The sequence below is a fragment of the Streptomyces sp. NPDC037100 genome (assembly GCF_055606225.1).
The window spans coordinates 190,630-214,813 of the sequence record NZ_JBVJSX010000001.1 but is presented as its reverse complement, the minus strand read 5'-3'; the positions used below and the strand labels follow the sequence as shown (position 1 = coordinate 214,813).

26 protein-coding genes, 1 other RNA gene and 1 pseudogene are annotated in these 24,184 nt (G+C 71.7%); 9 read left to right on the top strand and 19 right to left on the bottom strand.

The window, feature by feature from the left end; translation table 11 throughout:
- Nucleotides 1-17 precede the first annotated feature (17 nt).
- Complete coding sequence (locus ACZ7EG_RS01030) at nt 18-1,094, top strand: Zn-dependent alcohol dehydrogenase (RefSeq protein ID WP_471070415.1); 1,077 nt, start codon at nt 18-20, stop codon at nt 1,092-1,094.
- An 11-nt stretch (nt 1,095-1,105) separates the two neighbouring features.
- Nucleotides 1,106-2,047: a 3-oxoacyl-ACP reductase gene (locus tag ACZ7EG_RS01025; RefSeq protein WP_471070413.1), complete on the top strand. Its 942-nt coding sequence runs from the start codon at nt 1,106-1,108 to the stop codon at nt 2,045-2,047.
- Between the two features lie 86 nt (nt 2,048-2,133).
- Here the strand turns inward: ACZ7EG_RS01025 and ACZ7EG_RS01020 are convergent, their stop codons facing one another.
- Both ACZ7EG_RS01020 and ACZ7EG_RS01015 read right to left on the bottom strand, forming a co-directional pair.
- Entirely contained in the window at nt 2,134-2,301 is a 168-nt protein-coding gene (locus ACZ7EG_RS01020) for a hypothetical protein (RefSeq protein WP_471070411.1), read from the bottom strand.
- Between the two features lie 49 nt (nt 2,302-2,350).
- On the bottom strand, nt 2,351-3,703 hold the full coding sequence (locus tag ACZ7EG_RS01015; RefSeq protein ID WP_471070409.1) for a hypothetical protein: 1,353 nt from the start codon (nt 3,701-3,703) through the stop codon (nt 2,351-2,353).
- A gap of 197 nt (nt 3,704-3,900) precedes the next feature.
- On the opposite strand from ACZ7EG_RS01015, the gene ACZ7EG_RS01010 reads away from it, so the two are divergent.
- The 3 genes from ACZ7EG_RS01010 to ACZ7EG_RS01000 are packed head-to-tail and all read left to right on the top strand — an operon-like array spanning nt 3,901 to nt 6,913.
- Nucleotides 3,901-4,755: a Nif3-like dinuclear metal center hexameric protein gene (locus tag ACZ7EG_RS01010; protein ID WP_471070407.1), complete on the top strand. Its 855-nt coding sequence runs from the start codon at nt 3,901-3,903 to the stop codon at nt 4,753-4,755.
- Nucleotides 4,752-5,495, top strand: a complete 744-nt coding sequence (locus tag ACZ7EG_RS01005) for a zinc ribbon domain-containing protein (protein WP_471072405.1) — start codon at nt 4,752-4,754, stop codon at nt 5,493-5,495. Before ACZ7EG_RS01010 ends, ACZ7EG_RS01005 begins: the two co-directional genes overlap by 4 nt.
- 20 nt (nt 5,496-5,515) lie before the next feature.
- Nucleotides 5,516-6,913, top strand: a complete 1,398-nt coding sequence (locus tag ACZ7EG_RS01000) for a bifunctional RNase H/acid phosphatase (RefSeq protein WP_471070405.1) — start codon at nt 5,516-5,518, stop codon at nt 6,911-6,913.
- Here the strand turns inward: ACZ7EG_RS01000 and eda are convergent.
- The 5 genes from eda to ACZ7EG_RS00975 all read right to left on the bottom strand — a co-directional run bounded on the left by eda (nt 6,888) and on the right by ACZ7EG_RS00975 (nt 9,951).
- The gene (gene eda, locus ACZ7EG_RS00995; protein WP_471070403.1) at nt 6,888-7,538 is read right to left on the bottom strand and encodes a bifunctional 4-hydroxy-2-oxoglutarate aldolase/2-dehydro-3-deoxy-phosphogluconate aldolase; all 651 of its coding nucleotides are present in this window, start codon (nt 7,536-7,538) and stop codon (nt 6,888-6,890) included. The two genes, ACZ7EG_RS01000 and eda, sit on opposite strands and share 26 nt — an antisense overlap.
- A 104-nt stretch (nt 7,539-7,642) precedes the next feature.
- Nucleotides 7,643-8,425, bottom strand: coding sequence for a peroxide stress protein YaaA (gene yaaA / locus ACZ7EG_RS00990; protein WP_471070401.1), 783 nt, complete (start codon nt 8,423-8,425; stop codon nt 7,643-7,645).
- A 43-nt stretch (nt 8,426-8,468) separates the two neighbouring features.
- Nucleotides 8,469-9,047, bottom strand: coding sequence for a hypothetical protein (locus ACZ7EG_RS00985; RefSeq protein WP_471070399.1), 579 nt, complete (start codon nt 9,045-9,047; stop codon nt 8,469-8,471).
- Entirely contained in the window at nt 9,044-9,196 is a 153-nt protein-coding gene (locus ACZ7EG_RS00980; RefSeq protein ID WP_471070397.1) for a hypothetical protein, read from the bottom strand. Before ACZ7EG_RS00980 ends, ACZ7EG_RS00985 begins: the two co-directional genes overlap by 4 nt.
- Nucleotides 9,193-9,951 carry a MerR family transcriptional regulator gene (locus ACZ7EG_RS00975; protein WP_471070394.1) on the bottom strand — a complete coding sequence of 253 codons (759 nt, stop codon included), beginning with the start codon at nt 9,949-9,951 and terminating at the stop codon, nt 9,193-9,195. The genes ACZ7EG_RS00980 and ACZ7EG_RS00975 overlap by 4 nt, the downstream gene beginning before the upstream one ends.
- 163 nt (nt 9,952-10,114) lie before the next feature.
- Here ACZ7EG_RS00975 and ACZ7EG_RS00970 point away from each other — a divergent pair, with 163 nt between their 5' ends.
- The 4 genes and pseudogenes from ACZ7EG_RS00970 (at nt 10,115) to rnpB (ending at nt 12,864) form a co-directional block, all read left to right on the top strand.
- Nucleotides 10,115-10,693, top strand: a complete 579-nt coding sequence (locus ACZ7EG_RS00970) for a Uma2 family endonuclease (RefSeq protein WP_471070392.1) — start codon at nt 10,115-10,117, stop codon at nt 10,691-10,693.
- A 24-nt stretch (nt 10,694-10,717) separates the two neighbouring features.
- Nucleotides 10,718-11,545, top strand: a complete 828-nt coding sequence (locus ACZ7EG_RS00965; protein WP_471070390.1) for an AraC family transcriptional regulator — start codon at nt 10,718-10,720, stop codon at nt 11,543-11,545.
- A gap of 19 nt (nt 11,546-11,564) precedes the next feature.
- A pseudogene (locus ACZ7EG_RS00960) lies at nt 11,565-12,344 on the top strand (DMT family transporter); the annotation flags it as partial.
- Between the two features lie 115 nt (nt 12,345-12,459).
- Nucleotides 12,460-12,864, top strand: an RNA gene (gene rnpB / locus ACZ7EG_RS00955) — RNase P RNA component class A.
- 135 nt (nt 12,865-12,999) lie between these two features.
- On the opposite strand, the gene ACZ7EG_RS00950 is transcribed toward rnpB, so the two are convergent.
- The 12 genes from ACZ7EG_RS00950 to ACZ7EG_RS00895 form a co-directional block, all read right to left on the bottom strand.
- Nucleotides 13,000-13,926, bottom strand: coding sequence for an ABC transporter permease (locus ACZ7EG_RS00950; RefSeq protein WP_471070388.1), 927 nt, complete (start codon nt 13,924-13,926; stop codon nt 13,000-13,002).
- A complete protein-coding gene (locus tag ACZ7EG_RS00945) occupies nt 13,913-14,710 on the bottom strand; it encodes an ABC transporter ATP-binding protein (RefSeq protein ID WP_471072403.1) in 798 nt (265 codons plus the stop codon). The genes ACZ7EG_RS00950 and ACZ7EG_RS00945 overlap by 14 nt, the downstream gene beginning before the upstream one ends.
- 54 nt (nt 14,711-14,764) lie before the next feature.
- Nucleotides 14,765-15,871 (bottom strand): ABC transporter substrate-binding protein, encoded by a 1,107-nt coding sequence (locus tag ACZ7EG_RS00940; RefSeq protein ID WP_471070386.1) that lies wholly within the window; start codon nt 15,869-15,871, stop codon nt 14,765-14,767.
- A 193-nt stretch (nt 15,872-16,064) separates the two neighbouring features.
- Nucleotides 16,065-16,166, bottom strand: coding sequence for a putative leader peptide (locus tag ACZ7EG_RS00935; RefSeq protein ID WP_420706123.1), 102 nt, complete (start codon nt 16,164-16,166; stop codon nt 16,065-16,067).
- Nucleotides 16,167-16,305: 139 nt separating this feature from the next.
- On the bottom strand, nt 16,306-16,764 hold the full coding sequence (locus ACZ7EG_RS00930; RefSeq protein WP_471070383.1) for an RrF2 family transcriptional regulator: 459 nt from the start codon (nt 16,762-16,764) through the stop codon (nt 16,306-16,308).
- A 102-nt stretch (nt 16,765-16,866) separates the two neighbouring features.
- Nucleotides 16,867-17,775, bottom strand: a complete 909-nt coding sequence (locus ACZ7EG_RS00925) for a TauD/TfdA dioxygenase family protein (protein ID WP_471070381.1) — start codon at nt 17,773-17,775, stop codon at nt 16,867-16,869.
- A gap of 40 nt (nt 17,776-17,815) precedes the next feature.
- Complete coding sequence (locus tag ACZ7EG_RS00920) at nt 17,816-18,184, bottom strand: 4Fe-4S dicluster domain-containing protein (RefSeq protein ID WP_471070379.1); 369 nt, start codon at nt 18,182-18,184, stop codon at nt 17,816-17,818.
- On the bottom strand, nt 18,181-19,794 hold the full coding sequence (locus tag ACZ7EG_RS00915; protein WP_471070377.1) for an FAD-binding protein: 1,614 nt from the start codon (nt 19,792-19,794) through the stop codon (nt 18,181-18,183). The genes ACZ7EG_RS00920 and ACZ7EG_RS00915 overlap by 4 nt, the downstream gene beginning before the upstream one ends.
- Entirely contained in the window at nt 19,791-21,146 is a 1,356-nt protein-coding gene (locus ACZ7EG_RS00910; protein ID WP_471070375.1) for an LLM class flavin-dependent oxidoreductase, read from the bottom strand. Before ACZ7EG_RS00910 ends, ACZ7EG_RS00915 begins: the two co-directional genes overlap by 4 nt.
- An 81-nt stretch (nt 21,147-21,227) precedes the next feature.
- Nucleotides 21,228-22,244: an ABC transporter permease gene (locus ACZ7EG_RS00905; RefSeq protein ID WP_471070373.1), complete on the bottom strand. Its 1,017-nt coding sequence runs from the start codon at nt 22,242-22,244 to the stop codon at nt 21,228-21,230.
- On the bottom strand, nt 22,241-23,089 hold the full coding sequence (locus ACZ7EG_RS00900) for an ABC transporter ATP-binding protein (protein ID WP_471070371.1): 849 nt from the start codon (nt 23,087-23,089) through the stop codon (nt 22,241-22,243). The genes ACZ7EG_RS00905 and ACZ7EG_RS00900 overlap by 4 nt, the downstream gene beginning before the upstream one ends.
- A gap of 4 nt (nt 23,090-23,093) precedes the next feature.
- On the bottom strand, nt 23,094-24,137 hold the full coding sequence (locus ACZ7EG_RS00895) for an ABC transporter substrate-binding protein (RefSeq protein WP_471070369.1): 1,044 nt from the start codon (nt 24,135-24,137) through the stop codon (nt 23,094-23,096).
- Between the last annotated feature and the right edge of the window lie 47 nt (nt 24,138-24,184).

The following is a 24,184-nucleotide window of genomic DNA, read 5'->3' as shown; positions in this document are numbered from 1 at the left end:
CGAGGGGAGCCCGCACCATGCGCGCAGCCGTACTGCACGAGATCGGCCAGGACAAGCTGGAGGTCCTCGACGACGTCGAGGCGGTGGGGTTCGGGCCCGGCAAGGTCAGGATCCGGGTGCGCGCCACGGGGCTGTGCCACTCGGACCTGTCCGCGATGGGCGGGGTACTCCCGCAGCCCGCGCCCTTCGTACCGGGACACGAAGGGGCGGGAGAGATCACCGAGGTCGGCGAGGGCGTCAGCCACCTGAAGGCAGGCGACCGGGTCGTCGTGTGCTGGCTGCCCGCCTGCGGCGCCTGCCCCGCCTGCAAGCGCGGCCAGACCCAGCTGTGCCTGGCCGGTTTCATGAACGCCGGCACCCCCAACTTCAAGCGCCCCGGCGGGGACGTCTTCGGCTTCGCCGGCACCGGAACCTTCACCGAGGAGGTCGTCGTCGACGCCGGCTGCGCGGTGCCGATACCCGACGACGTGCCCTTCGACATCGCCGCCCTCATCGGCTGCGGGGTGACCACCGGCCTCGGCGCCGCGCTCAACACGGCCGATGTGCAAGCCGGTTCGTCGGTCGCCGTCATCGGCTGCGGGGGTGTCGGCATCTCCGCGATCCAGGGGGCCCGGCTGAAGGGCGCCGCCGAGATCGTCGCCGTCGACCCGGTGGCCTCGCGCCGCGAGTCGGCGCTGACGTTCGGCGCGTCGCGGGCCGTCTCCCCGGAGGAACTGCCCGACGCCACGCAGCAGGTGACCGGCGGCGAGGGCTTCGACTACGTCTTCGAGGTCGTCGGCAGGTCCGCCACGGCCCGCACCGCCTACGAGAACACCCGGCGCGGCGGCACCCTCGTCATCGTCGGCGCGGGCGCCATGGACGACTTCCTCCAGCTCAACATGTTCGAGCTGTTCTTCGACGAGAAGCGGATCCTCCCGTCCATGTACGGCGGCGGTGACGTGCTGCGCTCCTACGAACGCACCATCGCCCTGTGGCGCGCGGGCCGGATCGACCTCACGGGCCTGATCACCCACCGCGTGCCCCTCGCCGGCATCAACGAGGCGCTGGATCAGATGCGCACCGGGACCGCCCTGCGTACGTGCATAGAGATCTGAGGACTCCGCCGATGTCACTGCCACTCGAGGGGCTGTCCGCCGTCGTCACGGGCGCCGGCCGCGGGCTCGGCCGGGCCGAGGCGCTGGAACTCGCCCGGCTCGGCGCCGCCGTCGTCGTCAACGACTACGGGCAGCCCGGCCGCGACGGCACGGGCGAGGCGTCCGCGGGGCCCGCCGAGGAGGTCGCCGCCGAGATCCGCGCGGCGGGCGGGAACGCCCTCGCGCACACCGGCGACGTCTCCGACTTCGCGCAGGCCCGCACGCTCGTCGAGTCGGCCGTCACCGCGTACGGCAAGCTCGACATCCTCGTCAACAACGCGGGCATCCTGCGCGACCGCATGGTCTTCTCGATGGCCGAGGAGGAGTGGGACTCCGTCCTGCGCGTGCACCTCAAGGGGCACTTCAGCACCACCCGGTTCGCCGCCGCGCACTGGCGGGAGCGGTCCAAGCGGGCCGGGGAGCCGGTGTTCGGGCGGATCGTGAACACCTCCTCGGAGGCGTTCCTCGCGGGCTCCGCCGGCCAGCCCAACTACGCCGCCGCCAAGGGCGGGATCGTCGGCCTCACCACCTCCACCGCCCTCGCCCTCGCCCGGTACGGCGTCACGGCCAACGCCATCTGCCCGCGCGCCCGCACCCGGATGACCGAGGACGTCTTCGCGGGCGTCGAGCAGCCCTCCGGCACCGGCCTCGACCCGCTCGCCCCCGAGCACGTCGCCCCGCTCGTCGGCTATCTGGCCTCGCCCGCCGCCGCCCACGTCAACGGGCAGCTCCTCGTGGTGCACGGTGGGATGGTCGCCGTCGTCGAACGGCCGCGGGTCGCCGCCAGGTTCGACAGCAAGCAGGACACCTTCACCTACGACGAACTGCAGGCCGTCCTCGGCCCGTACTACGCGGACCGGCCGACGGGGGAGACGTTCGCCGCGGCGGAGGTGCTGGGCCTGAAACGCGGGTGAAAGCGGGTGACAGACGGTGACGGACGCGGAACGGCCCTCCCCGCTTGTGGCAGGAAGGGCCGCTCCGTCTGGTGACTGGCGTGCCGTCAGGCCGCAGTCACGGCCTGCTCGGTCTCCGCCACCGGCTTGCGGTGACGTCCGCGCGGAGCCGTCTCGCCGTCCTGCGTGGAGACTTCACCACGGTGCCGGCCGGGGCCGGAGGAGGGCCGCTGGACGTCGGCATTGCTCGGCTGGTTCGTGCTGGCGTCGCTCATCGGATGGAATTCACCCCGTCAACATGATCTTTTTTACAGCCGGGTGAGTCTAACCGGCACCCCTGACCTCGGATCCAGCCGGCCACGCCAACCGGCACTGGTTCGTTACAAGGCGTCCCAACGGCGCTTCCCGAAGCGGCACAGGACGTGCGGCCGAGGGCGTCGGAGGCTGGGCGGACGGGGCCGGCGGGCGAGGCTCTCCCGGTGCTGCGAGCCGTCCCGGGTGTTCCTGCGGCGGGCCCGCCGGCCGCGGTTGCGAAGGCGGCTCCTGTCCCGGCCGCGGCCCCGGGGCGGCCCCGGGCTCCGGCCGCGGCCCCCGCGCGCCCCCGGGCTCCGGCTCGGCGACGGGCGGCGGGCTCACCTGCGCCACCCCGCACGGCACGGCCTCCGTCGCGTACGGCAGCCGCAGCACCCCTTCCGGCGTCCACAGGCCCGTACCCGTCAACCACCCCTCGGGCGCCCGGAGATGGTGCAGCCGCCGCTCGGCGGGACGCCAGACACCGACCCAGCTGCCCGTCGGCCCGTCCACCCGCAACGCCACCGCGCAGCTCTCCGGCGTCAGCACCTGTCCCGGCTGGATCGCGAACGGTGTGACGGAGCAGTCCCGCACCCGCAGGCACTCCGGGAAGCGCACCGGCAGCGTGCTGCCGAGGACACCCCAGCCCAGCCGGTCCTGCCCCGGCGAGGGCGCGTCCGAGCGGACGATCAGCAGCCCGCTGTCGTGGTCGGCGAGCAGCACCCGGTCGTCGCTGTCGGCGGCGATCTGCAGCAGCGGCGACACCTCACCGCCGCACTCCAGGTCCACCACGACGGCCTTGGTGCGGCCGTCGGTCTCCCGGTCCAGTGCCAGCAGCCGTCCCGACCGGTCCAGCCAGACCCCGCCCGAGCAGCGGCCGGGCAGCTCCGCCAGCCGCTCGGGCCCGAAGGCACCGCCCGCCACCAGCCACACCGACGTCGTACGCGGGCCGACGGCGAGGGCGTAGGCCCGTTCACCGTCCGGGGCGGGCGGCAGCAGCCGCAGCCGGGCCGTCGGGTCCGGGCAGCCGACCGCGCCCAGGGGCAGCTCACCGGTGCCCGGGCCGGTCGGGTACAGCAGCGAGAACGCGTGCCGCCCGGCCACCACCCGGTGGATGAGCACCCGCCCGTCGGCCATCGGCTGCACCTCGGTGCCGGGCTCCTCCGGCTGGTTGCGCGGCAGGGGCACCGCGTACGGCTCGGGGCCGTCCAGGGTCCAGCGCTCCGGGAACCAGGAGCCGCCTGCCGACGCGAGACGCGCGCCGTAGGCACCGTCCGCCGTGAAAGTGCAGCCGGCCGGCGCGGACCCGTCCCCGCGGCCGTCCCCGGCCCCGTACTCGTCACCGTCCTCGAATGTCGCCGAAGGCTCGATCGCACAGACCGTCATCGCTCGGTCACCTCCAGTGACGAAGGTAGTTCCCCCGCCCGAACGTGGAATTCCGCGGCCGCAGGCTTCACACATAAGGGTGTTCCAGGAACGATTCGCCTGAGGGAAAGGGGGCGATTGTGCTGAGCGGGGCGATGGGGGCCGGGAGCGGGCGGTGGCGGTGCAACGCCACAGATCAGGCGGGTAGCCTTGCTCCCGTGCCCCGTCTGTCTGAAGTCATCGCCGCGCTGGAGACCCTGTGGCCCGCCGAGCGGGCCGAGTCCTGGGACGCGGTCGGCACCGTCGCGGGCGACCCGGACCAGGAGGTCACGCGGGTCCTGTTCGCCGTCGACCCGGTCCAGGAGATCGTCGACGAGGCGGTGAAGCTGGGTGCCGACCTGCTCGTCACCCACCACCCGCTCTACCTGCGCGGCACGACGACGGTCGCCGCGACGCACTTCAAGGGCCGGGTCGTCCACACCCTCATCAAGAACGACATCGCGCTGCACGTCGCCCACACCAACGCCGACACCGCCGACCCGGGAGTCTCCGACGCCCTCGCCGGCGCGCTGGACCTGCGGGTCACCGGACCGCTCGTGCCGGACCCCACCGACCCCGAGGGCCGCCGGGGCCTCGGCCGCCTCTGCGCGCTGGACCACCCGGTGACCGTCCGCGAGTTCGCCGCCCGCGCCGCCGAGCGGCTGCCCGCCACCGCGCAGGGCATCCGCGTCGCCGGCGACCCCGAGGCGCTCGTCCGCACGGTCGCCGTCAGCGGCGGTTCCGGCGACAGCCTCTTCGACCACGTACGCGCCGCCGGGGTCGATGCCTTCCTCACCGCGGACCTGCGCCACCACCCCGTCTCGGAGGCCCGCGCCCAGAGCCCCCTCGCGCTGCTCGACGCGGCGCACTGGGCCACCGAGTGGCCCTGGTGCGAGCTGGCCGCGAGCCAGCTCGACGAGATCTCCGACCGGCACGGATGGGACCTGCGCGTCCACGTCTCGAAGACGGTCACCGACCCTTGGACCGCGCACGCGGCCTCGCCCCCTTCTGATCCCCTTGGAGCCCCGAACTGAACGCCGCGCCCGCCGACCAGATCCGTCTCCTCGACCTCCAGGACCTCGACGTCCGCCTCCAGCAGCTCGCGCACAAGCGCCGGTCGCTGCCCGAGCACGCCGAGATCGAGTCGCTGACCAAGGACCACACCCAGCTGCGCGACCTGCTCGTCGCCGCGCAGACCGAGGAGAGCGACACCGCCCGCGAGCAGACCAAGGCCGAGCAGGACGTGGACCAGGTGCGCCAGCGCGCCACCCGCGACCAGCAGCGCCTCGACTCGGGCGCCGTCACCTCCCCCAAGGACCTGGAGAACCTCCAGCGCGAGATCGCCTCCCTCGCCAAGCGGCAGGGCGACCTGGAGGACGTGGTGCTGGAGGTCATGGAGCGCCGGGAGTCCGCGCAGGAGCGGGTCGCCGAGCTGACCGAGCGCGTCACCTCCGTCCAGTCGAAGATCGACGACGCGACCGCGCGCCGCGACGCCGCCTTCGAGCAGATCGACGGCGAGGTCGCCACGGTCACCAAGGAGCGCGAGGTCATCGCCGGGTCGATCCCCGACGACCTCCTCAAGCTCTACGACAAGCTGCGCGGGCAGCAGGGCGGCGTCGGCGCGGCGAAGCTGTACGCGCGCAGCTGCCAGGGCTGCCGGCAGGAGCTCGCCATCACCGAGCTGGCCGAGATCCGCAAGGCGGCGCCCGACACGGTGATCCGCTGCGAGAACTGCCGCCGCATCCTGGTGCGCACGTCCGAGTCCGGTCTCTAGGCCTTCAGGGAGCCCTTCCGGTGCGGGAGTTCATCGTCGAGGCCGACGGCGGGTCACGGGGCAACCCGGGACCGGCCGGTTACGGGGCCGTGGTCAGCGACGCGGCGACGGGGGAGACCCTGCGCGAGACCGCCGAGTACATCGGCGTCGCCACGAACAACGTCGCCGAGTACCGCGGCCTCCTCGCCGGCCTGCGCGCCGCCCACGCGCTGGACCCGGACGCGACGGTCCACGTCCGGATGGACTCCAAGCTCGTCATCGAGCAGATGTCGGGCCGCTGGAAGATCAAGCACCCCGACATGAAGCCCCTGGCCGCGCAGGCCGCCCGGGTCTTCCCGCCCGGGCGGGTCACGTACGAGTGGATCCCGAGGGCCCAGAACAAGCACGCCGACCGGCTGGCCAACGAGGCGATGGACGCGGGGGCCAGGGGCGAGCGGTGGTCGGAGGCCGACTCCACGGCGGAGCTGGACACGGCGGCCGAGGGCGCCGTGGGCGACGGGCGTGCCGAGGCCGCCGCGCCCTCCGGCCCGCCCGGTGACGCGGCGGCGGGTGCGGCGCGGGTGCGCGGAGCGCTCGCCGCGGGCCGTATGCCGGCCACGCCCTCCGGCGCGGGCGGGCCGGACGCCGGGCGGGAGGCGGCGCCACCCGGTCCCGGTGCTGCGGGGGCCGGTGCCGATGCCGATGCCGATGTGCCGGGCGGCGAAGACGGGACCGTTTCCGGCTCGGCGACGGCTGACGCCGATGAGCGTGCGGCCAAGGCCGTCGCCGCGCCCGGCTGGGCCCCCGCCGACATGGGCGCCCCGGCCACCTTCGTGCTGCTGCGGCACGGCGAGACGCCGCTGACGCCCCAGAAGCGGTTCTCCGGCAGCGGCGGCACCGACCCCTCCCTCTCCGACACGGGCCGGGAGCAGGCCGAGCGGGCCGCCGCGATGCTGGCCCGGCGGGGCACCATCCAGGCCGTCGTGTCATCGCCGCTCGCCCGTACCCGGGAGACCGCCGGGATCGTCGCCGCCCGGCTCGGGCTCGACGTGCGCATCGACGACGGGCTGCGCGAGACCGACTTCGGGGCCTGGGAGGGCCTCACCTTCGCCGAGGTGCGCGAGCGCCACCCCGACGACCTCAACGCCTGGCTGGCCTCCCCGGACGCCGAACCCACCGGCGGCGGCGAGAGCTTCGCGGCGACGGCCACCCGGCTCGCCGCGACCCGCGACAAGCTGGTCGCCGCCCATGCGGGCCGCACGATCCTGCTCGTCACGCACGTGACCCCGATCAAGACGCTCGTCCGGCTCGCCCTGGGCGCCCCGCCGGAGTCCCTGTTCCGCATGGAACTGTCGGCCGCGTCCCTGTCGGTGGTCGCCTACTACGCGGACGGCAACGCCAGCGTCCGCCTCCTCAACGACACGTCCCACCTGCGCTGAGCACCGCCGCCTCCCGGGCCAGCGCCTCGACGCGGCCCCAGTCGCGAGCGGCGAGGGCGTCCGGCGGCAGCATCCAGCTGCCGCCCACACAGCCGACGTTGGGCAGGGCCAGATAGTCCGGGGCCGAGTCCGGGCCGATCCCGCCGGTGGGGCAGAACCGGGCCTGGGGGAGCGGCCCCGACAGCGACTTCAGATACGCCGTGCCGCCCGCGGCCTGCGCCGGGAAGAACTTCATCTCCCGCACCCCGCGCTCCAGCAGCGACACGACCTCGGACGCGGTCGACACCCCCGGCAGGAACGGCACCCCGGACGCCCGCATCGCCTCCAGCAGCACGTCCGTCCAGCCCGGGCTGACCAGGAACCGCGAGCCCGCGGCCACCGCCTCGGCCACCTGCCCGGGACGGATCACCGTCCCCGCCCCGACCACGGCGCCGGGCACCTCCCGGGCGATCTCCCCGATCGCCTCCAGGGCCGCGGGCGTCCGCAGCGTCACCTCGATCGCGGGCAGCCCGCCCGCGACCAGCGCCCGCGCCAGCGGTACGGCGTCGCAGGCGTCCTCGACGACTACGACAGGAACGACGGGGGCGAGGTCCAGCACGGAGGCGGGCAGGGGAGGGGAGGCCATGGCGTCATCCTGCCGTCGGCATGCAAGCTGCGCAAAGCTCGTTGCGCCCCCTGCAACGCTCGCTGCTGGGTCTCGTCCAGTGGGCCTCGACTGGTGGGCCTCGACTAGTGGACCTCGTCCACCAGGACATCCAGCGACCACGCCTGCCCCGCCTTCGCCGGCGCCTGCGCCTCCACGACGTACCCGAGATCCCGTAGCGCCTCCACCAGCTCGGCCGGTCCCTTCGGGTCGGCCCCGGCGGTCAGCAGACCGCGCACGATCCGCCCCTTCGTCGCCTTGTTGAAGTGACTGACCACCTTCCGCGTGGGCGCGTGCAGCACCCGCACCGACGCCGTCCGCCCGGCGACCTCGCCCTTCGGCTTCCAGGCGGCGGCATACGCGGCGGACCGCAGGTCCAGCACCAGCCCACTCCCGGCCACCTCCGGCAGCACCGACGCCATCGGCGTACGCCAGTACGCGCCCAGCGCTCCGAGCCCCGGCAGCTTCACCCCCATCGAGCACCGGTACGACGGAATCCGGTCCGTCACCCGCACGGCACCCCACAGCCCGGAGAACACGAGCAGCGACCGCGCGGCACGCCGCTTGGCGGCGGTGTCCAGGCTCGCCAGGCCGAGGGCGTCGTAGAGCACGCCGGTGTAGATCTCCCCGGCCGGCCGGGTGCCCGCGGTCCGCAGCTCCGCGTTCTTCGCGACCTCGCCCCGCAGCCCCTCGCTCAGCCCGAGCACCTCGCGGGCCTTGTCCTCGTCACCCGCGCACAACTCGACCAGCTCGGTGAGGACGGCCTCCCTGGCTCCGGAGAGCCCCGGCAGGGACAGCGACTCCGGCTTCAGCGGGGCACCGCGGCCGGAAGAGGCCTTGCCTTCGGACGGCGGCAGCAGGACAAGCACGGGTACTCCTTCGATCGAACTCCGCCGACAGCGTACGGGGAGCTCAGACGCGGGCCCGGCCGAGGGCACGCACGAGCCCGTCGGCGTCGTCGGCGTGGAAGCGGACCACCTGCACCTCCCGACGCCGCCCGAAGAAGCCGACATGCGTGACGGGTTCCGTCAGTTCGAGCGTGACGCTGGTCTGCGAGCCGACCTCCACATCCAGCTCCCCGTCGGCCCGCTCGTGGGTCATCCGCAGCTCACGCCGCACCGAGGCGATCCGCTCCAGCGGCACGCGCAGGTCGACGTGGACGTACCGCCGGATCCGCAGCGAGCCGCCGTCCGCATCCAGCACATGCGGACGCACGACGGACGAGGCGTGCAGCCCGGCGACGACGAGGACGCCGTACACGTCCAGGAACAGGAACACCGCGTGCACGACCGGCCAGTCCCACAGCAGCACGGACAGCGCGACCGTCTCGACGACACACACGAAGGCGAACCCGGCCATCATCGCGCCCTGCCCACGGGCGTACCCGAAGGCCCGCCCGCTCTTCGTGCCGTGCGTACGCCGCGCCGCCCACAGCACCAGACTCGCGAGCACCCGCACCTCGTGCCGCACCAGCAGCCGGACGATCCTCATCGCCGCTCCTCCCGGACCGCGGTCCCCACGAGCGCCGCCCCGGCCTCGGGCCGGCGCGGCGACCGCCCGCCCCGCACGGCAGGTCCCCCGGGGACGATCCCCGCGAGCGCCCGGACCTCCCGGCGCACCAGCAGCCACACGATCCTCATCGCCGCTCCTCGGTCAGGATCCGCAGCGTGCGGCGGATCACCTCGGCCTGCGCGGGAGCCAGGTCCGCATAGAACGCCCGAAGGAAGTTGTTCTCCTCGCCGCCGACCTCCGAGACCTCCGGAAACAGCCCCGGCGGGATGCAACCGGCGAGCGCGCGGGCCGCCTCGGCGACGCGCGGATCGTCCGGCTCGGCGTCGACGAGCGCGTCGAGCAGCGCGTACGCCTCACCGGCCCGCGCCACGGCCCCCGGGCTCCCCAGTGCCTCCCCGAGCGAGGACACCATCTGCTCCCGGGCCTCCGCCGGCATGGCGGTCTCCAGGAACGCGGCGATCTCGCGGTCCTTGGCGGCCATGGGCGAGTCCGACAGATGCGCGGTCCCGGCGAACAGCGCGGCCAGCTCGGGCGACACGGGCCCCTCGACGGGCACCCCGCCCTCCCCGTCCAGCAGCGTCCGCAACCGCGCCCGCCGCTCCCGGAGCGCCTCCTCCTGCCGCGCCAGATCCTCGTCCAGCTCGGTCAGCACCTCGACGAGGTCCTTCCCGGCGTCGTCCGCGAGCACGTCCCGCACCTCCGCGAGCCCCAGCCCCAGCTCGGTCAGCCGCCGGATCCGCGCCAGCACGACGGCATGCCGCAACCCGTACTCCCGATATCCGTTGGCCAGCCGCTCGGGCTCGGACAGCAGCCCCAGATGGTGGTAGTGCCGCACGGCCCGCGTGGTGACGCCGACGACGGCGGCGAGTTCTCCGATCCGCATGCGACCAGTGAAGACGTTGACGCTGCGGCAAGGTCAAGCGAGCCGTCCGGCCTTCTGACGACGACCGTGATCGTGTGCCACGATCGAGGGAACGGTCCCCGATCTCACGGCGGGTGGTTCGGCGATGTCCCAGCGTGGCGGGCGACAGAAGGAGGGGCGTGACATGACTGCCATGGCCCACGAGCCGCTCTCGCAGGAAGACGTCCTGCTGGAGGGCTTCCTCGCCCTGGACCCCCCGGAGGGCTTCCGGGCCGAGCTGATCGAGGGGGAGATCGTTGTGACGCCGCCGCCGGACGGGGATCACGACGACTACATCGGACTGATCGTGAACCAGGTGATCAGACGTTCCCGGACCGACATTCAGTTCTCAGGCAACAAGGGGTTGAAACTGCGCAGCGGAGGCGGCTGCCCGAAGAACCATCTGGTCCCCGACGGCACGTTCGCTCCCATGGAACTGCGCCTGTACCGGGGGGCCGACCCCTGGATGCCCTGCGACGGCGTCGCCATGGTGATGGAGGTGACCTCCACCAAGCCCCAGGCCGACCGCGAGGCCAAGCGCCGTTGCTATGCCCGCGCGGGCATCCCGCTCTACCTCCTCGTCGACCGGGACACGGCGCAGGTCACGGTGTTCAGCGAGCCGAAGGACGACGACTGGCGCGAGCACTGCGCCCGCCCCTTCGGCAAGCCCATCGCTCTTCCGGAACCCTTCGCCTTCGACCTGGACACGGCCGACCTCGTCTGATCCCCTGTGGGCGGGGGGTGCGACATGGGGATGCGCGAACAGACGAGCTGGACCAGGGCACGCCTGGGCCGTGCCGGCCCGCCCCTCGACCTCCTCACCGCGCACTTCGACAGCCACGTCTACGCGCCCCACGCCCACGACGAATTCACCATCGGCGTCACGGTCGGCGGCTCGGAGGTCATCGCGTACCGGGGCGGGCACATCCACTCCTACCCCGGCTCGATCGTCGTCCTGGAGCCCGGCGAGATGCACACCGGCGGCCCGGCCGCCTGCAACGGCTATGCCTACCAGGCCCTCTACGCCGAACCGGCCCTCCTCACCGACGGCACCCTCGGCGGCCTCCCGCACTTCCGAGACCCCGTCCTCCACGACCCGGAGCTGGCGGCAGCCCTGCGCGCCGCCCACACCGACATCAGCGCCTGCCCCGACCCGCTGGAGGCCGAGTCCCGGCTGCCCTGGCTGCTCGCGGCCCTGGCCCGCCGCCACTCGACGGCCAGGGCGACGAGCGACACCGTGACCGGCGCCGACGGCATCGCCAGGACCGTACGCGACCGCCTGGCCGACGAGCTGCTGGACCCTCCCTCCCTGGCTCTGCTCGCCACTGACCTGGGCCTGTCCCGCTACCAGCTCCTGCGCGCCTTCCGCACGACGATGGGCGTACCGCCGTACGCCTGGCTCGCCCAGCACCGGGTGGCCAGGGCCCGCGGCCTCCTGGAAGCCGGACTGCGCCCCGCCGAGGTCGCGGGCCTCGTCGGCTTCGCCGACCAGGCGCACCTCACCCGCTGGTTCCGCCGGGTGCTGGGGGTGACCCCGGCGGCGTACCGCAACAGCGTTCAAGACACCATGCGGTGAGAAGCCCGACACTCATCGCATGACTGCACGCGGCTGGTTCCTGTTCTCCCTCATGGGAGTGATCTGGGGTGTCCCCTACCTGATGATCAAGGTGGCGGTGGCCGACCTGTCCCCGTCCATGGTGGTGTTCGCCCGCTGCGCCCTCGGCGCCGCGCTCCTTCTGCCGTTCGCCCTGCGCCAGGGCGGCTTCGCCCGTACCGTCCGGAGCCACTGGAAGCCGATGCTGGCCTTCGCCGTCATCGAGATCGTCGGCCCCTGGTGGACCCTGACCGACGCCGAGCGCCACCTGTCCAGCTCGACCGCGGGCCTCCTGATCGCGGGGGTGCCGATCGTCGCCCTCCTCCTGGCCCGCTTCTTCGGCGCGGAGGAGCGGGTCGGCGCCCGCCGCATCACGGGCCTGGCCCTCGGCCTCGCGGGCGTCACCGTCCTGACTCTGCCGCACCTCACCGGGGGCGACGCCCTGTCGATGGCCGAGGTGCTGGTGACGGTCGTCGGCTATGCCACGGCCCCGCTGATTGCGGCCCGGTACCTCAGGGACGTCCCGACGCTCCAGCTGATCACCCCGTGCCTCATGCTGGCCGCCGCCGTCTACGCCCCCGCGGCCTTCCTGACCAGGCCCGCCACCATGCCGTCGGGCGAGGTCCTGGCTGCCCTCGCCGGCCTGGGCGTCGTCTGCACCGCGATCGCGTTCGTGGCCTTCCTGGAGCTGATCAAGGAGGTCGGCCCGACCCGGGCCGGCGTGATCACGTACGTCAACCCGGCGGTGGCGGTCGCTGCGGGCGCGCTCTTCCTGGACGAGAAGCTCACGCTCGGCATCGGCGTCGCCTTCACCCTGATCCTGGCGGGCTCGGTACTGGCCACGGCCGCGGCGCCGAAGCGTGTCGTCCGCCGGGTACCATGGTCGACACGGCAGACGAGCCGGGCGGACGGCCGCGTGGAGTCCCCCTGACGGGGAGCTTCCCGAGGAACGTCCGGGCTCCACAGGGCAGGGTGGTGGCTAACGGCCACCCGGGGTGACCCGCGGGACAGTGCCACAGAAAGCAGACCGCCGGGGACCTCGGTCCTCGGCAAGGGTGAAACGGTGGTGTAAGAGACCACCAGTGCCCAGGGTGACCTGGGCAGCTAGGTAAACCCCACCCGGAGCAAGGTCAAGAGGAGACACCTCGGTGTCTCTGCGCGGACGATCGAGGGCTGCCCGCCCGAGTTCGCGGGTAGACCGCACGAGGCCGGTGGCAACACCGGCCCTAGATGGATGGCCGTCGCCCCGACGACCGCGAGGTCCCGGGGAACAGAACCCGGCGTATAGCCTGACTCGTCTGCCGCTCTGCATTTTCGCAGTTCAGAGGCCATGCTGACTGACTGAACAAACTGTCGGGGTCGAATCCGGGTCGAATCTGCGCTGCACTTGCCCACGGCGCATACTCGGCGGAGCGGTAGTGCTTGCGACCCGTCGCTCAGCGGGTGACCAGCAGGCCCCGCCCGCGCAGCACCCGCCGCTCCAGCGGGCTGAAGATCAGCAGGTCGATGGCGATGCCGACGAGCAGGATGAGGAAGATGGCCAGGAACACCTGCGAGATGCTGGCGTTGTTGCGGCCGTTCTCCAGCAACTGGCCGAGGCCGACGCCCAGATCGGGTGAAGAGGCGATGATCTCGGCGGCCATCAGGGAGCGCCAGGAGAACGCCCAGCCCTGCTTCAGCCCCGCCAGATAGCCGGGGAGTGCGGCCGGCATCACGATGTGCCGGGCCTCTTTCAGCCCGGTCGCACCCAGCGTCCGTCCGGCGCGCAGGAACAGCGGCGGGATCTGGTCGATGCCCGCGACGAGGCCGTTGGCGATGGAGGGGACCGCGCCGAGCAGGATCACGGCGTACATCATCGAGTTGTTCAGGCCCAGCCAGAGCACGGCGGGCGGCACCCAGGCCACCGAGGGGAGCGACTGCAGACCGGACAGGATGGGGCCGATGGCCGCTCTGACGAACTTCACCCGGGCGACCAGCAGGCCGAGCGGCGTACCGATGGCGAGCGCCATCAGGAAGCCGAGCAGGCCGCGCGAGACGGATGTCCAGATGTAGTCGAGGAGCGTGCCCTGCCGCCAGGCGTCGGTCACCTCATCCCACACCGCGGACGGCGACGGCAGCTTGTAGTCGGGGGCGACCTCGGCCCACACCAGCAGCTGCCAGACCACCAGCACCAGTGCCACGGCGGTGAGGGGCGGCAGTGCTTTGCGTATCAGGGTCTCGCGCAGCGGCGTGCGGCCGGCCTGCACCGATTCCAGTGCGTCGAGCCCGGCCTCCAGCCCCGCCAGATCCTGTGTGTCCTGGGACTCCCCGGCTGCCGACGAGCCGTCCTTCTTGGCGTCGACGCCGGTGTCAGTGCTGGCCATGGCGGCGGATCTCCCCACGCAGTTCTTCAGTGATCTCCACGGACAGCTCGGCTACCGCGCTGTCCTCGATGCGGCGCGGCTGCGGAATGCCGACCGTCCACTCCCGGGCGATTCGCCCCGGCCGCGAGGACAGCAGCACCACCCGCTGCGCCAGCTTCACCGCCTCCCGCACGTTGTGCGTCACGAACAGCACCGACAGCCCCGTCTCACGCCAGATGCGGGTCAGCTCGTCGTGCAGCACGTCACGGGTGATGGCGTCCAGCGCCGCGAACGGTTCGTCCATCAGCAGCAGGCGGCTGTCCTGGGCGAGCGCCCGGGCCAGTGCGACGCGCTGGCGCATACCCCCCGACAGCTCGTGCACCCGCTTGCCGTGCGCGCCCTGCAGCCGCACGAGTTCCAGCAGCCGTTCCGCCTCGGCGCGGCGCTCCGGTTTGGCGACGCCGCGCAGCTTCAGCGCGAGTTCGATGTTCTTGCCCGCGGTCAGCCATGGGAACAGCGCGTGCTCCTGGAACATCAGGGCGGGCCGGCCGTCCGTGCCGATGGAGCCGGCGGACGGCAGGTCAAGGCCCGCGACCAGGTTGAGCAGGGTGGACTTGCCGCAGCCGGAGGCCCCCAGGAGGGTGACGAACTCGCCGGGTGCGACATCGAGCGTGATGTCGTCCAGCACGAGTTGCTGCCCGCCGGGCGTGCCCGGCGAGGGGAAGGACTTCGAGACGTGCTCGATACGGGCGGCGTGCGTCACCGCCGTGGCGTCCTGGGCAGCCTTGGCGACCGTGGTGGCCATGGTCGTCACCTCCTGCGTACTCATCGGGGCGGTTGTCGCTTGTCAGCTGTTCGGCTACTCGGCGCCGAGACCGGCGTCGTCGACCTCGTCCTTGCCTTCGGCCTTGAGGACCTTGTTGAGCGGGGTGAGGTCGTAGATGCCCTTCAGGTCGGGCTCCTCCAGCAGACCGGCCTTCACCGCGTGCTCCGCCTCGGTGTCGAGGGTGGCGGCCAGCGGATCGTCGAGGAAGGTGATCGACTTCCAGGCCGGGTCGATGACCTCGGCGGGCAGGGCCTTGCCCGACTCCGCCTTCAGCGCCTCGTTGGCGGAAGCCTTCGCCTTCTCCGGGTTGGCGTTGATCCACTCATTCGTCTTCACCGAGCCGCGCAGCACGGCCTCGACGACGTCCGGGTGCTCCTTCAGGAACGCCTGCCGGACGATGATGTTCGTGATCACGAACTTCTTGTCGGGCCACAGGTCGGCCTCGTCGAGGAGCACCTTCGCGCCCTCGGCGACCAGCTTGGACGCGGTCGGCTCCGGCACCCAGGCGCCGTCGATGGAACCGGACTTGTAGGCGTCCGGGGTGATCTTGTTGTCCGTGCGGACGACGGAGACATCGCCCTTGCCGCTCTCCGCGTCGACCTTCCAGCCCTTCTCCGCGATCCAGTTGAGGAACGCGACGTCCTGGGTGTTGCCGAGCTGCGGCGTGGCGATCTTCTTGCCCTTGACGTCGTCCAGGGATTTGATCTTGTCAGGGTTGACGACGAGCTTCACGCCACCGGAGGCGGAACCGCTGATGATGCGCAGGTTCTTGCCGCCCGACTTGGTGTAGCCGTTGATGGCGGGAGAGGGGCCGATCCAGCCGATATCGATGGACCCGGCGTTGAGCGCCTCGATCTCGGACGGCCCTGCGTTGAACGTCGAGCCCTTGACCTTGGTGCCGCCGAGCTCCTTCTGGAGCAGGCCCTCCTGGACGCCCACCAGGGCGGTGGCGTGCGTGAGGTTGGGGAAGTAGCCGATCTTCACCTCGTCGGCGGAGAGCTTCTTGGCGTCCGCCGCGACCTCGGTCTGCTTGTCGTCTTCGGTGGCGTCGGATCCGTAGCCGCAGGCGGTGAGCAGGAGGGGGAGCGCTGCTACGACGGCGATGGTGCGCAGGGCGGTGAGCGGTCTTGCGGCAGACACGGAGGTGTCCTCTCGGGGAATGGGTTGATCAGGGAGATGCCGAAAGCGCGAGGCGCAAAGCTCATGGGCATGCGCCTGCGCTCCATTCGTCGGCCCTCGGCGGCAGGAATGCCGTCGCGGTCCGGGAGCGGAGGTGTGCGGGATGGGCAGGCGCGCGTGGCGCTGCCGGCCGAAGGATGTTCTGCCGACGGCCTCAGGCGGGTCGACAGATGGCGCTGGACGTGCGGCCGAGGTCGATGTGGCGGCGCGAGGTCAGCAGAGGGAGGGACAGGTCTGCGCGGTCGCGCGTTCTCATGGCCGCCCCCACAGATCCCTAGTTTTCCTACCTGGCTGATAGGGATCGTGGCAGAAGGCGGCGTTCACCCCAAGGGGGTGTTCATATGATGGACGCGGCTATCTCGCTCTTTGGGAAGCTTGGTTGATGGCCCAGCGTGTCAGGGGTTTACCCAGGCTTTCGGGGCTTCGGTCAGGGCGGCTACGTCGGCGGGCAGTTGGCCCGATGCGACGTCGGCGAGCGACACGCCCTCAAGAATCTTGCGCACGTTGGACCGCAGGGCGATCCACAGGGGGAGCAGTGACTCGGCGGGGCCGGTGTAGGACAGCTCGGGCGGGCGGACCCCGCGTACCGAGACCAGGGGGCCCTCCACGACGCGGATGACGTCGGCGATGCTGATCGACTCGGCGGGTTTGGCCAGCCGGTAGCCGCCGTTGCCGCCGCGCTGGCTGAGCACGAGACCGCCCCGGCGCATGTCGTTCAGGATGCTTTCGAGGAACTTGTGCGGGATGTCCTGGGCCTCGGCGATGGCCTCGGCTTTCAGTGGCCCGTCATCCCGTGACGCGGCGAGCTGCAGCGCGGCACGTACCGCGTAGTCCGCTCTGGCTGAGATCCGCATGCGCCCATTATCCCGTAAGGCTTCGGCCGGTATCCGCTGCCGGCGGGCCGCCGGGCGGGAGCGGAGCCCCTGCCCGGCGGCCGTGCGTGGCGGGCGTGGTGCTCAGGCTGCGGCCGGGGTGTAGTGGGCGGCGTCGTCGCCCTCGATGACGTGGCTGAGAGCGCCGTCGACACCGGCCGGGACGTCGCCCGCGACAGTCACCCGGTGCAGCAGGCGCGGCAGGTCGCCGTAGTCGTCGGGGGCGTAGTGCTGGGTGATGCGGTTGTCGAACAGGACGAGGTCGCCGGGCGTCCAGGCCACGCGCACGATGTTCTCGGGACGCGTGATGTACGACTGGAAGATACGCAGCAGGTCGCGGGAGTCGGAGGGGCCGAGGCCCACGATGCTCTGGGCGAAACCGCCGATGAACAGCCCGCGCTCCCCGGTCTCGGGGTGGACGCGGACGACCGGGTGGGCGGTGCGGTACTTCCGGGAGACGAACCGCCTGCGGTGCTCGGCCGCCTTCTCGTTCTTCGGGGTGGCGTAGGCGGCATAGTCGAAGGCATTCGTGTGCACCGCCCACAGCTTGTCGGCCAGTTCGCGCAGGGGCTCGGGCAGGTCCCGGTAGGCGGCGGCCGAGTTGGCGATGAGGGTGTTGCCGCCGTAGGGCGGGACCACGATGCTGCGCAGCGTGGACGCCTTCGGGGGTGTCCGGACGAAGGTGACGTCCGTGTGCCAGTGGTTGGCGCGGATGCCTTCGTCGCCGTCGACGGGCAGGATGTTCGGCCGGCCGTCGACGGAGGGGACTGTCGGGTGCGCGGTGGTGAGTTCGCCGAAGAGGGAGGCGAAGCGGAGCTGGCCCGCGTCGTCCAGGTCCTGGTTGCGGAAGACGAGCGCCTTGTGTTCCAGGAGTGCGGAGTTGATCTCGGTGACGACGGCGGGGGCGAGGTCGGTGGAGAGATCCACGCCGAGGATTTCGGCGCCGATACGGCCGCCGATCCTGCGGATGTCGAAGTCGGTGCTGGTGGTCATGCGCGGGTGTCCTTTCGAGGGGTGATCAGTCGGGAGGTCGTCAGGAGGTGATGGGCGGGGAGCTTCCCTGGGACCCCGGCGGGCTGAGGGGAGGGCCGATGGCCCGCAGCGCGCCGGGCGTGCGGCCCCGTCCCCAGCCGATGTGCCGGCGGTAGCTGCCGAGCAGCCCCGTACGGTCCAGGTGGTCCTCGTCCCGGGTGGTGGAGTCGTCGGGCAGCGGGTGGGTCAGGGGCGCGACGAACAGGGCGTCGGCCGGGCAGTTCGCCTCGCACTGGAAGCAGGTTTGGCAGTCGTCGCGGCGGGCGAGCACGGGGATGCCGTCCTCGCCTCGGTCGAAGACGTCGGTCGGGCAGACCTTGATGCACTTGTCGCAGGTGATGCAGCGCTCCGCCGAGACCAGTTCGATCACGAAGCCACCTCCAGGGGTGCGGCTGGCGTGGCCGACGCGTTCGTCAGGGGCTCGACACGGGTCCACACCCGGTCCAGACCGCCCGTGATGATGCGGTGGTGCTGGCCGGGGTCCTGCGCGGGGAAGTCGAGCCGTTTGGCCATGCCGCGGGTCTCGGTACGGGCCAGCGCGGCCGCGTACATCCAGCGGGCGTGTGCCGCCATCGCCGCCGCTTGCCTCGCCCGTATCGTGTCCCCGCCCTCGGCGTGCAGGGAGGCGCGGGACTCCGCCCACACGGTGTCGAGGACCTTCAGTGAGGCGGTGAGCCGGTCGCCGTGGCGCAGGTAGTTCTTTTCGTACGGCAGCACTTCGCCCTGGACCGCGGTGACCACCTCGCGGAAGCCGTCGGCCGGTCCCGGGGTCCCGGTGGGTCGCAGCCCGGCCCCGCCCGCGGCCACCAGGCGCCTCGTGGCGGCGCGTACGCCGAGCGAGCGGGCGTGGCGGGCGGCGCCCCGGCCCGCCCAGATGCCGGAGGAGATGGCCCAGGCGGCGTTGTGGCTGCCGCCGCCGGTGAAGCCGCCGCAGATCAGCTCACGGGTCGCCGCGTCCCCGGCCGCGTACAGCCCAGGGACGGTGGTGGAGCAGTCGTCGCCGGTGATGCGGATGCCGCCGGTGCCGCGCACGGTGCCCTCGGCGAGCAGGGTGACGGCGAAGCGCTGGGTGAAGGGGTCGATGCCGAGCCGGTCGAAGGTGAGGAAGAAGTTCGGCTGGGCCAGCCGCATCGCCTGCCGGGCCGCCTCGTCCGCCCGGTCCAGGCGGCAGTACACCTTCTCGCTGAGCAGCGCACGCGCGATCACGGACCGGCCGCCCTGGCTGGCCGCGCCCTCCAGGACCGTGCCGTCCTCGTGGTAGAAGGTCGCGAAGGAGTAGAACGCGGTCTTGGTGACGGACGTTCCCTCGGGCGCGATGCCGTACGCGTTGGAGAACTCCATCCCGGACAGCTCCGCGCCCGCCTCCGCGGCGAACAGCGCACCGTCGCCGGTGTTGACGTTGCAGCCCAGAGCACCGCTGAGGAACGCGCAGCCGCCCGTGGCCAGCACCACCGCCGCAGCACGCACCCGGTACGGCTGACCGGCCTGCCGCCGGTGCCCCCGGGCCCCGGCGACCGCCCCGGAGGGATCGATGAGCAGTTCGGTGACCGGACTGTGGTCGAGGACGCGCGCCCCGGCCCGCTGTACGCGGATCCGCATCCTGCGCATGTACTCCGGCCCCTGGAGGCCGTTTCTGAGCTGCTTTCCGTCCGCTCCGGTCGGGAAGGGATAGCGCCCTGCCGCGGCCAGTTCGTTCACCCCGGCGTACGTCTGGTCCAGCACCCGGGCCATCCAGCGCCGGTCGGCCAGGTAGCCGCCCAGGGCCTCCCTGCTCGCCATGGCCGCCTCCCGCGCGGCGGGCTCCGGGGGGACGTACCAGACGCCCGTTCCGGCGGAGGCGGTGGCGCCGCTGGTGCCGCAGTAGCCCTTGTCGGCGAGGACCACGTCCGCCCCGTCCTGAGCCGCCTTGAGCGCGGCCCAGGTGGCGGCGGGGCCGCCGCCGACCACCAGCACGTCCGTGGTGAGGTCGAGACCGGTCATACGGCCACTTCCTCTCCTGTGGCTGTCGCGGTCAGCCGGTTGGCGGGGCGGGCCAGGCCGTAGTTCTCGCGCAGGGTGCGGCCGGTGTACTCGGTACGGAACAGCCCGCGCCGCTGCAGGATCGGTACGACGTGGTCGACGAAGTCCTCCAGGCCGCCCGGCAGATGGGGCGGCATGATGTTGAATCCGTCGGCGGCGCCCTCGGTGAACCACTCCTCGATCTCGTCGGCTGTCTGCTCGGGAGTGCCGGCGAAGACGCGGTGGCCGCGTCCGGCGCCGAGGCGGGCGATGAGCTCACGCAGGGTGAGGCCGTCACGGCGGGCGAGTTCGGCGACGAGCGTGAAGCGGCTCTTGTTGCCGTTGATGTCCCGCTCCTCCGGCAGCTCGGGCAGCGGCCCGTCCAGCGGCAGCCCGGTCAGATCGGTACCGAGCATGCCGGACAGCTGGGCCAGCCCGTACTCCGGGACCTGTAGTTCCGTCAACTCCTGCTCCAAGGAGCGAGCTTCCGCCTCCGTCGAGCCGATGACGGGCGCGATGCCGGGAAGCACCAGCAACTGGTCCCCCGTACGGTCGTATCGGGCGAGCCGGGACTTGAGGTCCTTGTAGAAGGCCTGGCCGTCGGCGAGGGTCTGCTGGGCGGTGAAGACGGCCTCGGCGTACTGGGCGGCGAACTCCTTGCCGTCCTCCGACGAACCGGCCTGCACCAGCAGCGGGTAGCCCTGCGGGGTGCGCGGTACGTTCAGGGGGCCCTGCACCCCGAAGTACTCCCCGCGGTGGTTGATCTCCCGCACTTTGCCGGTGTCGGCGTAGACGCCGCGCTCACGGTCGAGCAGGATCGCGTCGTCCTCCCAGCTGTCCCACAGTTTGGTGGCGACCTCGACGAACTCCCTCGCCCGCTCGTAGCGCAGCGCGTGCTCCAGGTGCTCGTCCTGCCCGAAGTTGCGGGCCTCGTTCACGGTGCCGGAGGTGACGATGTTCCAGCCGGCCCGGCCGCCGCTGATGTGGTCCAGGGAGGCGAACTTGCGGGCGGTGTGGAAGGGCTCGTTGAAGGTGGTCGAGACGGTGGCGATCAGGCCCACGTGCTCGGTGACCGCCGCCAGGGCCGACAGCAGGGTGAGCGGTTCGAAGCCGCCGAGGGCGTTGTGGCGGACCTTCCCCCACAGGGCGAGTCCGTCGGCGAGGAAGACGGAGTCGAGCAGACCGCGCTCGGCGGTGCGCGCGAGGTGCTGGAAGTAGCGCAGGTCGGTGACGCGTTCGGGCTGGGTGCGAGGGTGCCGCCAGGCGGCGTCGTGGTGGCCCGCGTTCATCAGGAAGGCGTTGAGATGCAGCTGACGGGGTCTGGGCGCGGTCATGGGGTTCCTCGGATCGGGGGCAGCGAGAGGTGCGGGTGACAGAGGGAGAGGGGCGGAGAGGGAGGGGCGGTGGCGGGCAGGTCAGCCGCCCGCGGGTACGCGCCAGGAGCTGAGCCGTCGCTCGACGGTCACCAGGAACTGGTTGAAGACCACGCCGATGACGGAGATCGTGATGATGCCCGCGTACATCTGCGGGATCGCGAAGTTGTACTGCGAGGCATTGATCAGATAGCCGAGGCCCGCCTTGGCACCGATCATCTCGGCGGCGACCAGCACCAGGATCGACACCGCTCCGGCCAGCCGGATGCCGGTGAACATCACCGGCACCGAGGCCGGCAGGATGACCCTCTGGAACAGCCGGGGCGCGGACAGATCCATCGACTTCGCCAGCTTCAGCAGGGTCGGATCGACGTGGCGGACCGCACTGATGGTGTTGAGCAGGATCGGCCAGGTGCACGCGTACACCACGATGGAGATCTTCGAGGTCTCGCCGATGCCCAGCAGCAGGACGAACACCGGCAGCAGGGCCAGCGCCGCCGTGTTGCGGAACACCTCCAGCAGCGGTCCGAGGAGGTCGGCGACCGGCCGGTACCAGCCGATCAGCAGCCCGAGCGGTACGGCGACGGCTACGGCGATACCGAATCCGCTGAACGAACGCGCCAGGCTGGCACGCGCGTTGTCGGCGAGCTGACCGTCTGTGGCGAGCCCCCACCAGGCGTCGGCAACCTCGCTGAACGGCGGCAGGAAGGTCCGGTCCACCAGACCGGCTCGTGGCGCGATCTCCCACAGCAGGAGCAGGGCCACGATGGCCGCGGACTTGGTCGCCCCCTTCAACAGCAGGTACGGCAGTCGGCGGACCGTCCGCAGCGCCGTCCGGCGGACACGGGCCGTGAGGGAGGGAGCCCGGCGCGCGTCCGGGGGTGATGAGGCGCCGGGCGCGGACGCGGTGGATGTGCCGACCTCAGGGGACGTGGCGGACCCGGCGGACTTGGTGAGGGAAGGTGCCTGGACGGATTCCGTCGTGTTCGCCGCGTCGGTCGTGGTGGTCGCGTGGGTCGCGTCGGTCTTCTCTGCGGTCGTGCCGGTCGTGGAGCTCATACGGAGGCCTCCTCCTTCTCCAACTGCTGGGCCCTGGCCACCTCGTCGTGCAACAGCGACCAGATCTCGTGCCGGTGGCGTGCGAACTCGGGACTGGAGCGGAGGTCGTCCGTCGCCGTACGGGAGCCGAGGGCGACCGGCACGATCTGCTTGATCCGGCCGGGCCTGGACGTCATGACGGCGACGCGCTGTCCCAGGTAGACGGCCTCGTCGATGCCGTGGGTGATGAAGACGACGGTCTTGCCGGTGCGCTGCCAGATGCGCAGCAGTTCGCCCTGGAGCGACTCCCGGGTCTGGGCGTCCAGCGCGGCGAACGGCTCGTCCATCAGCAGGACGTCGGGGTCGTAGGCGAGGCTGCGGGCGATCGCCACCCGCTGCCGCATTCCGCCCGACAGCTCGTGCGGATGGCGGTCCTCGAACCCGATCAGGCCGACCAGGTCCAGGAACTCCCGGGCGCGTGCGGCTCGTCGGCGCCGCGGGACGCCGGTGGCCTCCAGGCCGAACTCGACGTTGCCCTGCGCCGTGCGCCACGGCAGCAGCGCGTACTGCTGGAACACGATGCCCCGGTCCAGGCCCGGGCCGGTGACGGGTTCGCCGTCCAGCAGGATCCGCCCGCCAGTGGGGTGGGTGAGGCCGCCGAGCAGATCCAGCAGCGTCGACTTTCCGCAGCCGCTGGGACCGACCAGGACGACGAACTCGCCGTCCGCTATCTCCAGGTCGATACCGTCGAGGGCGGTGAACCGGGTGTCCTGCCCGGTCCCCGTCCGGCCCTTGACGGTGAATTCCTTCCGTACGTCCTCGAACACGATCTTGGGCGTCGTGGAATGCGTGGTGGAATCCGGCATGGGATCAGCTCCCGCTCTTCGCGGCGGAGGACTTCTTGTAGTCGTTGAACTCATTTGTGTAGAGGTCCGACAGCGTGACCTGGCCCTTCTTGATGTCGCCCCGCTCGGCCAGCCAGTCGATCCACAACTGGATTTCCTTGCCGGTGATCCGGCCCGCCGTCTCGGCGACGCCGTAGGACCGCCAGAACTTCAGCGGTGCGGTGTCCTCGTTGCGGCCGCGCTTCTTCACGATCTCCGTCATCCGGTCGACGACTTCCTCGTGCGGAGTGGAACGCGACCACTCGATGGCTCGCCCCACGGCGGTGACGAAGGTCTGGGCCGTGTCGGGGTTCTGCTTCAGGAAGCGGTCCGTCATCACGTACGTGCCGGCGCTGAACGCGCCGAGCAGCTGGTAGTCCGTGAACAGCGGGCGGACGCCGCCGGTCTCCAGGGCCTTGTCGCGCAGGATGCCGCCTAGTACGGCCACGTCGATCTGCTTCTGGCGCAGGGACTGCTCGGTGTTGACCGGAGGCACCACGAGCGGCTCGACCTTGTCGATGTCCGTCTGGGACAGACCGCCCCGCTGAAGGTAGATGTCGAGCATGGCCTCGGAGTGGGCTCCGAGGGTGTTCATCCCGACCTTCTTGCCGATCAGGTCCCGGGCCGAGCGGATCGGGCTGTCCTTTAGGACGTAGAAGCCGTTGTAGGCGTGCTTGTCGGCGCCGTAGTAACTGATGACGGCTTTGATGGGAGCGTTGTTGGCGGCCAGCTTGACGACCGCGCCGTTGAACGCGCCGCCGAAGTCGACCTGACCCGTGGCCGCGGACTGGATGTCCTGCGGTCCGCTGATCGTGTTGCCGACCCACTTCAGCTTCACGTCCTCCAGATAGCCGAGATCCTCGGCCAGCTCGGGCAACGTGACCTGACCGGCCCAGCCCTGGTAACTCAGCGTCCTGGTCTGGTTCTTGGCGGCCGGTACTCCGGACGCGGACGTGCCGCAGCTCACCGACACCGCCGAAAGACCGAGCAGGGTGAGGAAGTGACGTCGGGTCGATGCCGTCGTGGCCATGGAAGGGTCCTGTTCAGGAAACGGGGCAAGGAAAAGGCAGACGTCGA

What these genes read in the sequence shown, in the direction of transcription:
- ACZ7EG_RS00900 (WP_471070371.1), bottom strand. Translation starts at nt 23,089, where the DNA reads ATGCCGGATTCCACCACGCATTCCACGACGCCCAAGATCGTGTTCGAG.
- ACZ7EG_RS00980 (WP_471070397.1), bottom strand. Translation starts at nt 9,196, where the DNA reads ATGAGGATCGTGTGGCTGCTGGTGCGCCGGGAGGTCCGGGCGCTCGCG.
- ACZ7EG_RS00975 (WP_471070394.1), bottom strand. Translation starts at nt 9,951, where the DNA reads ATGCGGATCGGAGAACTCGCCGCCGTCGTCGGCGTCACCACGCGGGCC.
- ACZ7EG_RS00965 (WP_471070390.1), top strand. Translation starts at nt 10,718, where the DNA reads ATGGGGATGCGCGAACAGACGAGCTGGACCAGGGCACGCCTGGGCCGT.
- ACZ7EG_RS00945 (WP_471072403.1), bottom strand. Translation starts at nt 14,710, where the DNA reads ATGGCCACCACGGTCGCCAAGGCTGCCCAGGACGCCACGGCGGTGACG.
- ACZ7EG_RS00930 (WP_471070383.1), bottom strand. Translation starts at nt 16,764, where the DNA reads ATGCGGATCTCAGCCAGAGCGGACTACGCGGTACGTGCCGCGCTGCAG.
- ACZ7EG_RS00970 (WP_471070392.1), top strand. Translation starts at nt 10,115, where the DNA reads ATGACTGCCATGGCCCACGAGCCGCTCTCGCAGGAAGACGTCCTGCTG.
- ACZ7EG_RS00985 (WP_471070399.1), bottom strand. Translation starts at nt 9,047, where the DNA reads ATGAGGATCGTCCGGCTGCTGGTGCGGCACGAGGTGCGGGTGCTCGCG.
- ACZ7EG_RS00905 (WP_471070373.1), bottom strand. Translation starts at nt 22,244, where the DNA reads ATGAGCTCCACGACCGGCACGACCGCAGAGAAGACCGACGCGACCCAC.
- ACZ7EG_RS00910 (WP_471070375.1), bottom strand. Translation starts at nt 21,146, where the DNA reads ATGACCGCGCCCAGACCCCGTCAGCTGCATCTCAACGCCTTCCTGATG.
- ACZ7EG_RS00935 (WP_420706123.1), bottom strand. Translation starts at nt 16,166, where the DNA reads ATGAGAACGCGCGACCGCGCAGACCTGTCCCTCCCTCTGCTGACCTCG.
- ACZ7EG_RS01030 (WP_471070415.1), top strand. Translation starts at nt 18, where the DNA reads ATGCGCGCAGCCGTACTGCACGAGATCGGCCAGGACAAGCTGGAGGTC.
- ACZ7EG_RS01020 (WP_471070411.1), bottom strand. Translation starts at nt 2,301, where the DNA reads ATGAGCGACGCCAGCACGAACCAGCCGAGCAATGCCGACGTCCAGCGG.
- ACZ7EG_RS00915 (WP_471070377.1), bottom strand. Translation starts at nt 19,794, where the DNA reads ATGACCGGTCTCGACCTCACCACGGACGTGCTGGTGGTCGGCGGCGGC.
- ACZ7EG_RS00895 (WP_471070369.1), bottom strand. Translation starts at nt 24,137, where the DNA reads ATGGCCACGACGGCATCGACCCGACGTCACTTCCTCACCCTGCTCGGT.
- ACZ7EG_RS01025 (WP_471070413.1), top strand. Translation starts at nt 1,106, where the DNA reads ATGTCACTGCCACTCGAGGGGCTGTCCGCCGTCGTCACGGGCGCCGGC.
- ACZ7EG_RS00925 (WP_471070381.1), bottom strand. Translation starts at nt 17,775, where the DNA reads ATGACCACCAGCACCGACTTCGACATCCGCAGGATCGGCGGCCGTATC.
- ACZ7EG_RS01015 (WP_471070409.1), bottom strand. Translation starts at nt 3,703, where the DNA reads ATGACGGTCTGTGCGATCGAGCCTTCGGCGACATTCGAGGACGGTGAC.
- ACZ7EG_RS00950 (WP_471070388.1), bottom strand. Translation starts at nt 13,926, where the DNA reads ATGGCCAGCACTGACACCGGCGTCGACGCCAAGAAGGACGGCTCGTCG.
- eda (WP_471070403.1), bottom strand. Translation starts at nt 7,538, where the DNA reads ATGGCCTCCCCTCCCCTGCCCGCCTCCGTGCTGGACCTCGCCCCCGTC.